The sequence below is a fragment of the Bacillus sp. FSL K6-0994 genome (assembly GCF_038630815.1).
GTDB classification, from domain to species: domain Bacteria; phylum Bacillota; class Bacilli; order Bacillales; family Bacillaceae; genus Bacillus; species Bacillus safensis.
In genome coordinates, this window is sequence record NZ_CP152043.1 from 502,391 (window position 1) to 517,175 (window position 14,785).

Annotated in this window: 15 protein-coding genes and 1 riboswitch; of the genes, 12 read left to right on the top strand and 3 right to left on the bottom strand. The window is 41.5% G+C overall.

The features are described from left to right. Positions 1-20: 20 nt before the first annotated feature. Positions 21-1,118 (bottom strand): DctP family TRAP transporter solute-binding subunit, encoded by a 1,098-nt coding sequence (locus MHB69_RS02435; RefSeq protein ID WP_041116739.1) that lies wholly within the window; start codon positions 1,116-1,118, stop codon positions 21-23. An 82-nt stretch (positions 1,119-1,200) separates the two neighbouring features. Between MHB69_RS02435 and MHB69_RS02440 the strand changes: the two genes are divergently transcribed. The 8 genes from MHB69_RS02440 (at position 1,201) to MHB69_RS02475 (ending at position 9,865) form a co-directional block, all read left to right on the top strand. Next, entirely contained in the window at positions 1,201-2,805 is a 1,605-nt protein-coding gene (locus MHB69_RS02440; protein WP_169737561.1) for a sensor histidine kinase, read from the top strand. After that, complete coding sequence (locus MHB69_RS02445) at positions 2,802-3,485, top strand: response regulator (RefSeq protein ID WP_034283970.1); 684 nt, start codon at positions 2,802-2,804, stop codon at positions 3,483-3,485. The genes MHB69_RS02440 and MHB69_RS02445 overlap by 4 nt, the downstream gene beginning before the upstream one ends. A gap of 124 nt (positions 3,486-3,609) precedes the next feature. Continuing rightward, the gene (gene dctP, locus MHB69_RS02450) at positions 3,610-4,878 is read left to right on the top strand and encodes a C4-dicarboxylate transporter DctP (RefSeq protein WP_041107478.1); all 1,269 of its coding nucleotides are present in this window, start codon (positions 3,610-3,612) and stop codon (positions 4,876-4,878) included. Between the two features lie 197 nt (positions 4,879-5,075). Further along, complete coding sequence (locus tag MHB69_RS02455; protein WP_024425375.1) at positions 5,076-6,098, top strand: AI-2E family transporter; 1,023 nt, start codon at positions 5,076-5,078, stop codon at positions 6,096-6,098. A gap of 63 nt (positions 6,099-6,161) precedes the next feature. After that, positions 6,162-6,295: riboswitch (cyclic di-AMP (ydaO/yuaA leader) on the top strand. Positions 6,296-6,371: 76 nt separating this feature from the next. After that, positions 6,372-7,613: a dicarboxylate/amino acid:cation symporter gene (locus tag MHB69_RS02460; RefSeq protein WP_034283966.1), complete on the top strand. Its 1,242-nt coding sequence runs from the start codon at positions 6,372-6,374 to the stop codon at positions 7,611-7,613. Between the two features lie 127 nt (positions 7,614-7,740). Then, on the top strand, positions 7,741-8,652 hold the full coding sequence (locus MHB69_RS02465) for an ABC transporter ATP-binding protein (RefSeq protein WP_034283965.1): 912 nt from the start codon (positions 7,741-7,743) through the stop codon (positions 8,650-8,652). Beyond that, entirely contained in the window at positions 8,645-9,412 is a 768-nt protein-coding gene (locus MHB69_RS02470) for an ABC transporter permease (protein WP_034283983.1), read from the top strand. Before MHB69_RS02465 ends, MHB69_RS02470 begins: the two co-directional genes overlap by 8 nt. 117 nt (positions 9,413-9,529) lie before the next feature. After that, positions 9,530-9,865 carry a hypothetical protein gene (locus MHB69_RS02475; protein ID WP_017366657.1) on the top strand — a complete coding sequence of 112 codons (336 nt, stop codon included), beginning with the start codon at positions 9,530-9,532 and terminating at the stop codon, positions 9,863-9,865. 97 nt (positions 9,866-9,962) lie between these two features. On the opposite strand, the gene fbpB is transcribed toward MHB69_RS02475, so the two are convergent. Then, positions 9,963-10,112 carry a Fur-regulated basic protein FbpB gene (fbpB, locus tag MHB69_RS02480; RefSeq protein WP_065215285.1) on the bottom strand — a complete coding sequence of 50 codons (150 nt, stop codon included), beginning with the start codon at positions 10,110-10,112 and terminating at the stop codon, positions 9,963-9,965. A gap of 315 nt (positions 10,113-10,427) precedes the next feature. Then, positions 10,428-10,748, bottom strand: a complete 321-nt coding sequence (locus MHB69_RS02485; RefSeq protein ID WP_034283964.1) for a thioredoxin family protein — start codon at positions 10,746-10,748, stop codon at positions 10,428-10,430. Positions 10,749-10,932: 184 nt separating this feature from the next. Between MHB69_RS02485 and MHB69_RS02490 the strand changes: the two genes are divergently transcribed. The 4 genes from MHB69_RS02490 to MHB69_RS02505 all read left to right on the top strand — a co-directional run bounded on the left by MHB69_RS02490 (position 10,933) and on the right by MHB69_RS02505 (position 14,637). Continuing rightward, entirely contained in the window at positions 10,933-12,015 is a 1,083-nt protein-coding gene (locus tag MHB69_RS02490; protein ID WP_041107469.1) for a D-alanine--D-alanine ligase, read from the top strand. Between the two features lie 80 nt (positions 12,016-12,095). Continuing rightward, positions 12,096-13,460 carry a UDP-N-acetylmuramoyl-tripeptide--D-alanyl-D-alanine ligase gene (gene murF, locus MHB69_RS02495; protein WP_070326711.1) on the top strand — a complete coding sequence of 455 codons (1,365 nt, stop codon included), beginning with the start codon at positions 12,096-12,098 and terminating at the stop codon, positions 13,458-13,460. A gap of 18 nt (positions 13,461-13,478) precedes the next feature. Further along, positions 13,479-14,171, top strand: a complete 693-nt coding sequence (locus MHB69_RS02500; RefSeq protein WP_061110634.1) for an alpha/beta fold hydrolase — start codon at positions 13,479-13,481, stop codon at positions 14,169-14,171. Positions 14,172-14,298: 127 nt separating this feature from the next. Further along, a complete protein-coding gene (locus tag MHB69_RS02505; RefSeq protein ID WP_034283957.1) occupies positions 14,299-14,637 on the top strand; it encodes a glutamate synthase in 339 nt (112 codons plus the stop codon). The last annotated feature ends 148 nt before the right edge of the window (positions 14,638-14,785 follow it).

The following is a 14,785-nucleotide window of genomic DNA, read 5'->3' on the forward strand; positions in this document are numbered from 1 at the left end:
TCCCTTATCAAAGGGATTTTTTATTTGCTCTCATCCTCTTCCTGAAAAGCATGAATAGGTGAGTGTTCATAACGTGCACGCAGTTCGCGGATCTGTTTGATGAGGGTGGAGCCGATCGTTTTTTCGGCTTCATCATACAAAGGATCAAGGGCTTTCATCCATTTTTGTCTTTCTGCTGGCGTCAATTCATGAATGGCAATCGGCGATTCACGTTTAATGTCCTCCAGCTGATCTTTGTTCATCTGTTCTGCATGCTTTTCATTCCAAGCCGTTGTTTCTTCCATGGCTTCAAGTAAAATTCGTTTCGTTTCGGGTGTCTGGCGGTCAAAGAAGGATTGATCTGTTAAGACCACATAGCCTAAATACCCGTGATTGCTGATCGTCATATAGTCTTGTATATGATAGAATTTTTTTGAATAAATATTTGAAATGGTATTTTCTTCACCGTCTACTTTTTTGGTTTCTAATAGCTGAAACGTTGAATTAAATGATTCCTGATAGGGCTTTGCGCCAAGGAGTTTGAATTGTTTTTCAATCATGTCGCTTTGCATAATGCGGAGAGACTGGTTTTTTAAATCAGCCGGCTGTTTGATGGGCCCTTTATTAGAGGTAATTTGCTTAAAGCCATTTGTCCAATAAGCCATTCCCTTTAATCCATCTTTTTGCAGCGTGCCAAACAACCTTTGTCCAATTGCACCGTGCAGGCCTTCTTGAACCGCGCTGTAATTTGAAAAAGCAAAGGGAAGATCAAGTGCCAGCCACTCAGGAGACAGCATGCCGAGCTTCGAGGTAGACGGAGCGATAAATTGAACTTGATTCTCTTTGAGTGCATTAATTTCTTCAATATCAGAATAAAGGCTTCCGTTGGAGAAAATTTGAATGCTGATCTTTCCATCGGATTTTTCGTGCACGAGCTCAGCAAATTTCTTTGCGGCAAGTCCTTTAGGTGTATTGTCTGCCACGACATGGCTGAATTTGAACACAAGCTGGTCCTTCAGTCCTGTCTGTTCATCATCAAAGGTTGTCGCTGATTTTGGCATCATATGATAAAAACCAAAGTATAAAGCGGTTACAAAACCGATCATGAGCAAAAGTGTATAAGCGAGTAAATTCTTCATGCGTCAGATCCCCCTTATGTCAAGCATACTTGACAGAGGAAGAATTCGTAAAGATACAGGTGAAAAAATGATGAGAAATCGATTGAAATTACAACAATTATCTATTAGATGGAAGCTTACCATCCTCACATATTTCGTTGTCATTTTCGCCCTTTTAATCGGAGGAATTGTCCTTGTTGGGGGAATTCAGCAAACAGAGGAACGGGAGCTTCGAAAAAGACTCATGAACACGGCGAGAACTGTGGCTGAAATGAATGAGGTGAAGCAGGCGTTAGCTGATCAGACAAAGGAACGTGATCGATTACAGCATGCGATCGAAGAGATTCGGATTATTCAAGACGCTGACTACATTGTCGTGATGGATATGGATCATGTGAGATTAACGCATCCAGTGAAAACGAGGATTGGCCAGCGCTCAGAAGGAACTGATGAAGAGCCGGCTTTTGCAGAGCATATTTATTTCTCAGAAGCAGAGGGAGAGCTTGGAACAGCCATCAGAGCTTTTTATCCAGTCAAGGATGATCAATTTAATCAAACAGGGGTTGTGCTTGTAGGAAGAACTCTGCCAAGTATGGCAGATATATTAGGAGAAATGAAGCGCGATATCCTCATGATCCTCCTCTTGACGCTCAGCTTTGGGCTTGTGGGTTCATTTTTGCTCGCCCGTCATATTAAACAGCAAATGTTTAAGCTGGAGCCGCATGAGATTGTGAGAATGCTAGAGGAACGCACTGCAACCTTTCACTCTATTAATGAAGGGGTTATCGCCATTGATAATCAGCACATGATTACCATTTTTAATGAGAAGGCGAAGCAGATTTTTGGCGTGACGGGTGATGTCGTGGGCCGGAATATTTGGGATGTGCTGTCTGATACAAGACTTCCTGAAATTATCGATCGCGCAGAACCCGTCTACAATGAAGAAATTCATATGAGCGGAAAGCGGATCATGAGCAGCCGGATTCCGATTGTGATGAAAAAGAAGATCATCGGAGCAGTTGCCATTTTTCAGGACCGGACGGAAGCGGCAAAATTGGCGGAGGAGCTCACAGGGGTTAAGAACTTTGTGGACGGTTTGCGGGTGCAAAACCATGAGCATATGAATAAGCTTCATACGATTGCCGGTCTGATTCAGCTGGGTAAAGCCGATCAGGCGCTCGATCTGGCCTTTCAAACGACAGAGGAGCAGGAACATGTGACGGACTTTCTTCACCGCGTCATAGAGCATGATGCTGTCTCAGGGTTATTGATGAGCAAAATCAGAAGGGGCAAGGAGCTTGGCATCATGGTCGAAGTAGATGAACATAGCTGTCTGCGTGATTTCCCTGAACGGCTTGATCAGCATGATATGACGAAGCTGCTCGGAAATCTCATTGAGAACGCCTTTGCTTCGTATGATACTGTAGAAAGAGACACAAAAGTCATTTCCATTAGTATCGATCAAACGGAGGATGTCCTCGCGATTTTAATTGAAGACAATGGCTCCGGGATCGAAGAAGAAATGATTCCTTCTATTTTCGATAAAGGCTTCACACATGGCAAAGAGGGCGGAACAGGCTATGGCCTGTATATTGTAAAAACGATTATCGACAAAGGGATGGGAAGTGTAGAGGTCACATCAAGCATCGGCATTGGTACCACCTTCTCAATCGAATTCCCAATGACCATAGAGGAGAGAGACAGATGACTCAGATTAAGGTGCTGTTAATTGAAGATGACCCGATGGTGCAAGAAGTGAATAAAGAGTTCATTATGAGTGTTCCTGGCTTTCAAGTAGCAGCTGTCGCTGGAAATGGGGAGCAGGGCATCCAGCTGATCAAAGAGATTCGTCCAGACCTCGTGGTACTTGATGTATATATGCCAAAAAAGGATGGCGTCAAAACGCTGCAAGACATCAGAAAACAGAAGATGAAAGTGGATGTGATTGTCATTTCAGCAGCGAAGGACAAAGAGACCATCGGCATCATGCTTCAAAATGGTGCGCGGGATTATATTATTAAACCATTCAAATTTGAACGAATGAAAGAATCACTTGAAAGCTATAAGGCGTTTAAATCAAAAATCCAAACCGCAGCAGAATTTTCTCAGGAGATGCTCGATGATATCATACGAAAGCCTGCTGTTAAGCAGGAAGATACTTGGCTTCCTAAAGGGCTGAATGTGCATACGATGAACGAAATTAAAGCTTATATGGGCTTGCAGGAAGGCGCCCAGTCTGCAGAGGAAGTTGCTAATGCACTTGGCATAGCCCGTGTCACGGCACGCCGGTATTTAGACTTCCTCGTCAAAGAAGGCGAGCTGAAATTAGATATGCAATATGGGGGGATTGGACGGCCTGTGAATAAATATATCGTACATTCTGACTAAGAGACCAAAAAGACCAAAATGTACGATATGTCCATAAGCTTCACAGCCTTTGATGAAATCGCTATCATTTATCTACAGATAACAGTTAAGCGTTTACATCAAAGGGTGAGGGAGTTGATTTTTTATGAAAAGGCTTTTGAAGAACCTGACATTTCAGGTGATTGCAGCTGTCATCATCGGGATCATTGTCGGGATGGTTTGGCCAAACGTCGGAAAAGAAATGAAGCCGCTTGGTGACACCTTTATCAATGCCGTTAAAATGGTCATAGCACCAATTATTTTCTTAACCATTGTTCTTGGTATTGCCAAGATGGGGGATATGAAAAAGGTTGGAAAAGTTGGGGGAAAAGCATTTATTTATTTTGAAGTCGTCACGACACTTGCTCTGGTCATCGGTCTTTTTGTTGTGAATATCATGAAGCCAGGTGCAGGTCTTGACTATAGCAAGCTTGAAAAAGGGGATGTCTCACAATATACCCAAAATGGCGGACAGGGTATCGACTGGATGGAATTTGTTACACACATCGTGCCATCTAACATGGTTGATGCTTTCGCAAAGGGTGATATTTTACAGGTCTTATTCTTCTCTATTTTATTCGGTGTTGCGCTCGCTGCTCTTGGCGAGAAGGGGAAAGGCATCATCGAATGGCTTGATAAGCTGTCACTTGTTTTCTTTAAAATCATTGGATATATCATGCGTGCTGCGCCGCTCGGTGCGTTTGGGGCAATGGCTTATACGATCGGACACTTTGGTTTGGCATCGATTAAACCGCTGGCGAGTCTGATGCTCTCCGTTTATATGACCATGTTCTTGTTCATTTTCGTTGTACTGAACATCATTTGTAAAATGTATGGCTTCAGCCTGCTCGGTTATCTGCGGTTTATCAAGGATGAAATTTTAATTGTACTTGGCACAAGTTCTTCAGAATCCGTGCTGCCAAGAATGATGGATAAAATGGAACGCTACGGGTGCTCTAAGTCTGTTGTCGGTCTTGTCATTCCAACAGGTTATTCCTTTAACCTAGACGGAACTTCAATCTATTTATCAATGGCCGTCGTCTTCTTGGCGCAAGTGTTTGGTGTAGACCTGTCGATCGGTCAGCAGATCACTATTATCCTTGTTCTGATGCTTACATCAAAGGGAGCTGCTGGGGTGACAGGAAGCGGATTTATCGTGCTTGCATCTACTCTTGCGGCACTACAGGTCATTCCGTTAGAGGGTCTAGCACTGCTCCTTGGGGTTGACCGCTTCATGAGTGAAGGAAGAGCGATTACAAACCTCATTGGAAATGGAATCGCAACAATTGTTGTCGCGAAGAGTGAAGGTGAATTTGACGAAGCGAAGAGCAAAACAGCACTTCAGGAAATGCGGAATATGAAGCAGGCTGTTTAGTATAAAAACAACCAAAAACCGAAACCTTATGTTCTACATGGGTTCGGTTTTTTTGTGTAAAAAAGAAAAAACAATAAAATTAATACAAATCGTAAGACCTCTTTGACCTTTTATTATATAATTTACAGAAAGATCCGATATAATGTATATCAGATACGATGAAAAATAGACTTTAGTCCTGGCAGGTGTGTAACGTAATGACGGCATTTTTAAAATTGTTCGAAAAACCCGGTGTTAAGCGGTTTTCAGTATTTGTAGTATTAGCCACAGCATTATATCTATTAAGAGGAATGATGAATTTAATTCTTTTGACCTTCATTTTCACCTTTTTGATGAATCGGTTGGAAGAGGTCATTAGAGGCTTTTTAAATCGCTTCCTGAAAATAGGACAGAAATCGGTCATTACCATTTTGTATATTCTTCTGGCTGGCGGATTGACATTTGGCGGATTCGTTTTTGTGCCAATCATCGCCAAACAGGTAGAGCAGCTATTTCATTTAGGAAAGAAAATTGCAGATCATCCACAAGATTTACCCTTCTTTGACGTCATCACGAACGTATTCGGAGATTTCAAAATATCAGCTTTCTTTGAGAAAGGGTTTAATTTCCTCTATACATACATAACCGATTTCAGCACATTCAGTATCCAGGTCATTATGTCCTTAATATTAAGCATGTTCTTCCTGTTCGAAAAAGAACGCCTCATTCAATTCATGAACAAGTTCAAAACGAGTAAAATCTCCGTGTTCTATCATGAAATTGCCTTCTTTGGACGTAAATTTTCCCGAACGTTTGGAAAAGTACTTGAAGCTCAGTTTATTATTGCAACCGTTAATTGTGTGCTAACGACCATCGCGTTAGGCATTATGGGTTTCCCGCAGTTATTTGGATTAGCGGTCATGGTTTTTTTGCTAGGCTTAATCCCAGTAGCGGGTGTAGTGATCTCTCTTATTCCACTCAGCATCATTGCGTATACACTCGGAGGCGGAATGTATGTCCTGTATATTGTGCTGGTGATTGTCATTATCCATGCCATTGAGGCATACTTCTTAAATCCGAAGCTCATGTCAGCTAAAACAGAGCTCCCTATTTTCTTCACGTTTATTGTGCTGATCTTCTCTGAACACTATATTGGCATTTGGGGACTTATTATCGGTATCCCAATCTTTGTGTTTATTTTAGATATCCTTGAAGTGACAAATAGGGAAGAAAGTAATTAAAAAGTTCATATGAACCTGTTTACAATTTTCTAAAAATAAGGTATAAATGGTATGAAAATATCATATTACCACACGCTTAATCCTTCTAAAGGAATGGGGGACCCATGTTTTTGGGGTGAATTTTTCTTATCTGAGAAAAAAGGACATCTCTTCGTCCTAACCCGTCAGCTAACCTCATCAGCGTGAAGAGAGTAGACAGTGGTACATGTATGGACACGCAGGCCCACGAGAAGACTCTCTCGTGGGCTTTTTGACGAGGAAGGGGAGATTTTATTGAAGCTGGCGACGAAAATTATTATTGCCTTGTTTGTAGGTGCAATCACAGGATTGCTGCTCAACCTTTTTGCTCCAGATGTATTCAAAGTGTTAGACCCTTATTTATTTACACCTCTAGGTCAAATCTTCTTAAACCTGATTAAAATGCTGGTTGTGCCCATTGTATTCTTTTCGATCACGCTCGGTGTAGCAGGCCTTGGTGATCCGAAGAAGCTAGGCAGAATCGGCGCAAAAACCATTACTTATTTCCTGCTCACTACAACTTTTGCCATCATCATTGGCATCTCATTAGCCTTATTGATCAAGCCGGGAGCCTTCGGCAATTTTGATACAAAAGCGGCTGATTATTCCGCAGAGGAAGCCCCATCAATGGCAGACACACTACTCAACATCATTCCAACCAATCCAGTCCAATCGTTAGTTGAAGGAGACATGCTTCAAATTATCGTCTTCTGTGTATTTTTAGGTCTTGGCATAGCCATGCTTGGTAAAAAAACGGAAGGCTTGCTGAAACTGTTTGAACAAGGAAATGAATTAATGATGTATCTTGTCGGTGTTGTGATGAAATTTGCACCGTACGGGACATTCGGTTTGATTGCAACGGCAATCGGCAGTCAGGGGCTGGATGCCATGAAAGCGATGGGACTTTACTTCTCGGTCGTGTTAATTGCGCTTATCCTGCATTTCTTCCTGACATATGGATCAACCATTGCTATCTTAGCTAAACGAAATCCAATGGCATTCTTTAAGGGATTTTCCCCAGCGATGGTTGTTGCATTTAGTACATCAAGCAGTAACGCAGTGCTGCCGGTATCAATGGAAACAGCGCAAAAGCGTTTAAAGGTGCCAGAGCCGATTTCAAGCTTTGTGCAGCCGCTGGGTGCAACCATTAATATGGATGGCACAGCCATTATGCAAGGTGTTGCGACCATTTTTATCGCTCAAGTGTATGGGGTTGAACTGACGCTTGTTCAAATGCTGACGGTTGTCTTAACAGCTGTTTTAGCAAGTATCGGTACAGCAGGTGTCCCAGGGGTAGGGCTCATCATGCTGGCCATGGTGTTAAATTCCGTGAATCTTCCTGTTGAGGGAATAGCGCTGATCCTTGGCATAGACCGCTTATTAGATATGGCAAGAACCGTAGTTAATATTACAGGTGACGCAGCATGTGCGGTGATTGTTTCTGAAACTGAAAAGAAGCACGAAAAAGAAGCGCCGACACCTAACTTATCACTGTAATAAGCAAGAAGGGCTGACTGGATCAGTCCTTTTTTTCATGGATTGATTTGTCTCGCGTGATATACTTTTTACAGGATGAGCGGTCATAACTGCCGCCACAGGCTTTACATCAGAAGGAGGAACCACTTTGCAGTCTGCTGTTTTAAAAGTAGAGAAAGTCGATAAACTAATTGGCCGGAAAATGATCTTGCAGGATATTTCTATAGACATTGGGCAAGGAGAAATTGTCGGATTACTTGGTCCCAATGGGTCTGGAAAAACAACTTTGATTCGATTGATCGTTGGCTTGATGAAAAAAAACAATGGCAACATCATGATCAATGGATATTCACAAGATGACGATTTTCTTAAAGCGATGTCATCTGTTGGTGCGATCATAGAAAACCCAGAATTTTATTCGTATTTAACAGGCTTTGAAAACCTTGAAATGTATGCAGCGATGCACGATGGCGTGACGGAGGAACGCATTCAGGAAGTGGTGGAAAGAGTTCGTCTGGAGGATGCCATTCATCAGAAGGTCAAGACGTATTCACTAGGGATGAAACAAAGGCTTGGGATTGCACAAGCTATTTTGCATCGGCCGAGCCTGCTCATTTTAGACGAACCGACAAATGGACTGGACCCTGCAGGAATGAAGGAATTCCGGGAGCACTTACAAATGCTTGTAAAGGAAGAAGGAACCTCGGTGTTATTTGCGACGCATTTATTGCATGAGGTAGAGGAGCTATGTGACCGCATGATTATCATTCAAAAGGGACAGATCAAAGCTAGTACTCATCTCCGGGATATGGAGGGGAAAGAGCAGGTGCTGATGAATGTTCAGCCAGTAGAAAAGGCCGTCTCATGGCTTGACGCACACGACTATACATATGAACGAAATGGAGCGCGTGTACTGCTTCAACTGAACAAAGAACGTGTGCCAGAGCTGAACAAACAGCTTGTGCTGGCGGGGTTTGATGTACTTGAATTGATGCCTCAAAAGCAGTCAATTGAAGAGGCATTTATGAAATGGACGGAAGGCGGGACGACAGATGCTTAACCTCATCAAGAATGAGCATAAGAAAATCATGAAGAAAAAGATCACACTCATTGCTCTTTTATTGATCGTTGTATTTCAACTGGCCATGGCTCTAACCTTAAAACGAGTCATATCAAGCTTTGGTGGACAAGACACAGTCGCGAACTATTTTGCTTATTCCACGAACGTCGTGTTTATTTTGCAGGTGCTTGCTGTTGTTATTGGCGCGACCTTGATCTCAACAGAGTTTCAGAAAAGGACGATCAAGTTTCTATTGATCCGGCCAAAAACAAGACTGCACATTTTTCTGTCAAAATACATCACACTTGTGCTGACAGTCATTTATTTGTTTGTTTTTTATTATGTTTTGGCTTTTCTATTTGGTCTTATTTTCTTCGGTACTGATTTTGATGAAAGAACAGGGCAATTATTTCAGCATACGTTTGCCGTCATTGGATCTCAGTGGGTGGAAGTGATCATGATGGCAAGCTTTGCTTTTATGTGTTCCAGTTTGTTTAGAAACAGTCTTGTTGCCCTTGTGACCTCGTTTTTTGTTTTATATGCGGCGAAATCACTTGTGCCGATCATGTCTCTCTTAGAAAATCAGTGGGGGAAAATCCTCCTTTTCGCGAATACGGACTTTACTCAGTACAGCTTTCAAGCACCGCCGCCTTTTCATGGGATGAGCATTTTGTTTTCTCTATTTATAGTAGGGGCGCATTTTGTTTTCTTTATTGGATCGGCTTGGATTCTTTTTTGGAAACGTGATGTAAATGTGTAAAAATTGTGTCAAATAACAAGAAAAATTCGTGACATCTTTGTGAAAACGAGTCTGTATTTCACGATAACCTGCTGATTTTGTCTTATAATAAGAAAGAGTCATGGAGGTGGCACTATCGTGAAAAATTTCATTACGGCTTTACCAATTTTGCTGCTGCTGTCGTTTTCGTTTGTGTCTTTTGCCTTCCAATTTGATCATCTTGTTTATTTCAGACTAGCGCTGGGGATTTTTTCGTTAGCGGGTCTTTTCTTTCTGTATACACTTAAAAGAAATATGAAATGGTTCATGGTCTATTTATATGCGAGCTGGATCGTTCTTGCTGCCGTCACGACATTTGAGGAACCAGTCTTTTCTCAATTTTTCTTCGGTGGTTTAACGATGACAATGGGTTATCTCACATATATGCTCATTTATTTAGGTATGAAGCAGGACCGTGTAGCGAAATCACATTAAAACAAAAGCCGATAAAATCGAATAACAGATTTTATCGGCTTTTTTATTTTGTTGAAGCAGACAAAAGAGCAGTCAGTGATGACTGCTCCTCTCATAGTTATGATTCACGCCCAGCAGCTGCAAGCTGCTTCTGGTGTTTTTTGTCGATGGTTTCGTAAATACTTTCCATCATTTGAGGATCGCGCATGATGGCCTTTTTGTTCTCTTCAATCAATTGCTGGTAGGTTTTAATTTTCTTCTTAGACATGTGACTCATCGCTCCTTAATAAGAATGGACGTCTATAGGATTTCACATAGATGAAATTGATAATCATTTTCAATTAGCAATTCCATTATACAAAGACAAATGTCAGAAGTAAAGATTCAATTCAGAAAATTCACGTAACCGACATATTCCAAGCTGGTTCGACGCTGCATTCTTTCCCAGGAAATAATGTTGTCGTGACTTGTCGTAAGTGAAACATCAATTTGAAACGTTTTGGCTGTGCAGCTCGTCTTATGAAGAGATTTAAAAAGAAAAAAGACATCAGCAAGAGTTTGCTGATGTCCTTCGTTTCATCAATTAAGAAACGTGCTCTTGAAGAAATTCTGTCACTTCTTCAGGCGATTTTGCATTTGCACTGTGTAAATGACCTGTTTTTTCACCATTTTTGAAAATTAACAGGCTTGGAATGCCCATTACCTGATACGTTTCAGCTAATTCAGGGAAATCATCTTTATTTATTTCAAACCATTCATGGTGAGCATAAGCTTCTAGGATGTCTGGAATGAACATGTCCATTCTTGTACAGTCAGGACACCATGTTGCAAAGAATTTAACGATGACTTCTTTGTCTGATTGAATCATTTCATTGAATTGTTCAGTACTTGTGATTTTTTTCAATTTGTCACAACTCCTTTTCATTGTCATTTTAATATAAAATAAAGGCGAATGACATACAAATGCTCGGGAGGCGCTTACAACCTTTACAAATCATTTCAATTACGTAACAACAAAAATTAATTAGAGCATTTTTGCTTGAAAGTGATAAGATAGTAAAGATGAATTTTAGTGGGGGGAGTATCCATTGAAAATAAGTTTAGGATTGATTTACGGCGGAAAGTCAGCCGAACATAATGTATCACTGCAAACAGCCCTTGCAGTTACAAAAGCACTTAACACTGAGAAGTTCGATATACATCCAATTTATATTACAGAAGAGGGTGAATGGTTAAGAGGAGAAAAACTCACTGAACCAGTATCAAACGTCAAAATGCTTCAATTTGAACAGAACGCAAAGACGTTTTTACCAACTTCTTTAAATGAAAGCATGTTTCCACAGCCTGCATCGGCTGATGAGAAAATTGATGTTGTCTTCCCGTTGCTGCACGGACCAAATGGAGAAGATGGCACAATGCAAGGATTACTTGAACTGTTAAATATCCCGTATGTCGGCAACGGCGTTCTCGCGTCTGCCGCGGGTATGGATAAAGTCATGATGAAAGATGTTTTTGCACAAGCAGGACTTGCACAAGCAAAGCACCTTTCTTTCAATAAAAAAGACTACGAGAAAGCGACACCAGACAGCTTAGAACAGGTGGAAAAAGTACTGGGCTATCCATGCTTTGTGAAACCTGCCAACATGGGATCAAGTGTTGGAATTAGCAAATGCCGCAGCAAAGAAGAACTGCAGACTGCATTTGACCTCGCTTTCCAATATGATCGTCGTGTGGTCGTAGAAGAAGGCGTCGTTGGAAGAGAAATCGAGATTGGTGTATTAGGCAATGATGAGCCGAAATGCTCTGTCGTTGGTGAGATTGCGCCTAAAACAGATTTTTATGATTACAAAGCAAAATATGAAGACGGCGATACAGATTTGATCATTCCGGCGAGTGTGTCAGAGGATGAATATAAGACGATTCATGACATGGCAATTAAGGCATTTAAAGCCCTCGATGGATCTGGTCTCGTACGTGCAGACTTCTTCCTTACAGAAAAAGGTGAAGTGTTGATCAATGAAGTGAATACAATGCCTGGATTCACACCATTTAGTATGTTCCCATTACTTTGGAAGCACACTGGTGTAGAGTATCCAGAGTTAATTGAAAAGCTGGTGTCACTTGCAATTGAACGCCATCAAGAAAAACAAACCATTAAAACAACTTTTTAATGTGAGCAGCAAGCAGACACTATCCTTAGGTAGTGTCTCTTTTCCTTCAAACGTGAAATGAGAAAGAGAGGCGAAAAATCATGATCAAACGTACAGTGAAACAAATCGCCCAAATGGCTGGTGGAACCCTATCTAATCAAGCTTTTGGCGAAGAACAGATTCACGGAGTGACAACAGATACACGAAAAGTATCAAACGGCGCCCTGTTTATCCCGCTTATCGGAGAACATTTTAACGGTCACACATTTGCTTCGAAAGCAGTGGAGCTTGGAGCATCAGCTGTTCTTTGGAATCAAAAAGAAGCCAATCCGCCAGAAGGCGTTCCGGTAATTCTTGTAGAGGATACACTAGCTGCCCTTCAACAGCTGGCGAAATCATACTTAAAAGAAGAAAACCCTCGTGTTGTCGGTATTACAGGAAGTAATGGGAAAACCACAACGAAAGATATGATTCATTCCGTCTTGCAAACAGCGTATCGAGTTCATAAAACAAACGGTAACTTTAATAATCATATCGGTCTTCCGCTCACCATTCTTGCAATGCCAGAAGGAACCGATATTGCGGTTTTGGAGATGGGCATGAGTGCAAAAGGCGAAATCGAATTTTTATCAGATCTGGCTGAGCCTGATGCGGCAGTCATCACAAATATCGGGGAATCACATATGCAAGATTTAGGATCAAGAGAAGCCATTGCTGATGCAAAATGTGAGATCGTAAAAGGATTAAAAGAAGACGGCATCTTTTATTACTTAGGTGATGAGCCTTTGCTTCGCGAAAGAGCAAGTTCACTTTCTCAGCGTGTGAAAACCTTTGGAGAAGCAGAGGACTGTGATATCAAGGTAACGCACATCAACCAGCTTGCAGAAGGAACAGAATTTCAGGTCGAAGGGTATGCCCAAGGTTTTCTCATTCCTGTATTAGGGAAACATAATGTGAAGAATGCACTTGCTGCTATTGCTATAGGCCAGCATTTTGGGCTGAATGAAAGACAAATTGCCCAAGGACTGATGCAAACGAAGTTGACGGGGATGCGTCTTGAGCTGATTAAAACAGACAAAGGAATCACTGTCATCAATGATGCATATAATGCAAGTCCTACTTCTATGAAAGCAGCCATTGATCTTGTGGGAGATATGGACGGCTTCGCCAATCGTATTCTTGTACTTGGAGATATGCTCGAAATGGGCAGCGAAGAAGAAACGTATCATTATGAATTAGGCCGTTACATCAAGCCAGAATTTATTGATCATGTCATGACGTATGGCCGTCTAGGTGCATTCATTGCTGAAGGAGCGAAAAAATCATTCGGGGCTGAGCACGTCTTCTCCTTTATGGACAAAGAGGACCTGAAGAAAAAACTAGCTGAAGTGGCAGGGCCTGACGATGTTGTGCTTGTCAAAGCCTCACGCGGTATGAAATTGGAAGAAGTCATTACTGCACTATAAAAGTGAGAAGGTGACAGAATGATTGGCTGTTTATGTATCCACGGTTTTACTGGTGCCCCTTATGAAGTAGAACCGCTGGCGCAATATTTAAAACAGGCGGCAGATTGGAATGTGCAGTCTGTTACGCTTCCGGGGCATGGAGAGGAGCTTCAGTTAAAAGGCATTCTTTATCAAGAATGGATAGCGACAGCTGAACTCGAACTTCTATCCCTTTATCGAACTTGTGACACCATGTATTTGATCGGCTTTTCTATGGGCGGAATGATTGCTTCTTATTTAGCAGCGAAGTACCCAGTTGCCCGTCTCGTCCTATTAAGTGCTGCGGCTAAATATGTGAACCCAAAACAAATGATGCAAGACACAAGGCAGATGGTAAAGGAGTCCCTGTCTGGGTTAATTGATACAAACCCTTTGTATGATCGATATCGTCATAAGCTCACAAGCACGCCGCTGTCAGCTGCGATAGAATTTATGAAGCTGGTAAAGCAAACGAAGAATTCGCTTGAGAAGCTTCATCTGCCTGTGTTAATTGTTCAAGGTGAAAGCGACGGAATTGTGCCCGCTTCAAGTGCAGAATTTATTTATCATAAAGTCCCGTCTCGCCAGAAAGAAATGTTTTATTTGCCCGATTGTAAACATCATGTTTGTCATGAGCCATGTGCCCAGCAATTGTTTGAGAAAGTAGAACATTTTTTAAAAAAAGCAATTTAATCTATAGAAAAGCTAAAATGTGGCTAAACTAATATAAATTGAATCCCACTTGTTAAAATTTGCATCATTTTTGTCGAATGAGTGACAGGCATATGGTACAATAGGAAAGAAAAGGTGGTTGATTCGGTTGTTTCAATATGACGGAAAAACCTTTGTCCCGCAGTCTAATTCGAGTAACGGAGAAGTATCAGCAGGAACCATATTTCAATATCGTCAGGACGGGAATATATTAACGGGCACATATCAAGGCGGCAGTATTATATCTGGCGTACTTGTAGGAACTGTGAATGAGGATGGAACACTTCATTTTAGATATCACCATGTAAGCAAGGACGGCAGCATGAGAAGCGGGACTTGCAATTCCACTCCAAAGCAGCTGGATAACGGAAAAATTCAACTGTTTGAAAAGTGGAAATGGATGGACGGAGATCAAAGTGAAGGTGAATCTGTCATTGTAGAACAGTAGATATATCCATTTCTGTCTTGTTGAAAAACAAATAGGGTAATGGTAAGATATAAGGTAGGGTAATTCGGGCTTTGTATATAATGGACCTGTCCTTTCGGAAAAGGGCAGTTTTTAATGATCATTCACGAGATTACTGAAACAGCAATTA

Excerpts from the sequence above, each read along its gene's own strand:
- MHB69_RS02435 (WP_041116739.1), bottom strand. The coding sequence starts at position 1,118 with ATGAAGAATTTACTCGCTTATACACTTTTGCTCATGATCGGTTTTGTA.
- MHB69_RS02445 (WP_034283970.1), top strand. The coding sequence starts at position 2,802 with ATGACTCAGATTAAGGTGCTGTTAATTGAAGATGACCCGATGGTGCAA.
- dctP (WP_041107478.1), top strand. The coding sequence starts at position 3,610 with ATGAAAAGGCTTTTGAAGAACCTGACATTTCAGGTGATTGCAGCTGTC.
- MHB69_RS02455 (WP_024425375.1), top strand. The coding sequence starts at position 5,076 with ATGACGGCATTTTTAAAATTGTTCGAAAAACCCGGTGTTAAGCGGTTT.
- MHB69_RS02470 (WP_034283983.1), top strand. The coding sequence starts at position 8,645 with ATGCTTAACCTCATCAAGAATGAGCATAAGAAAATCATGAAGAAAAAG.
- fbpB (WP_065215285.1), bottom strand. The coding sequence starts at position 10,112 with ATGTCTAAGAAGAAAATTAAAACCTACCAGCAATTGATTGAAGAGAAC.
- murF (WP_070326711.1), top strand. The coding sequence starts at position 12,096 with ATGATCAAACGTACAGTGAAACAAATCGCCCAAATGGCTGGTGGAACC.
- MHB69_RS02500 (WP_061110634.1), top strand. The coding sequence starts at position 13,479 with ATGATTGGCTGTTTATGTATCCACGGTTTTACTGGTGCCCCTTATGAA.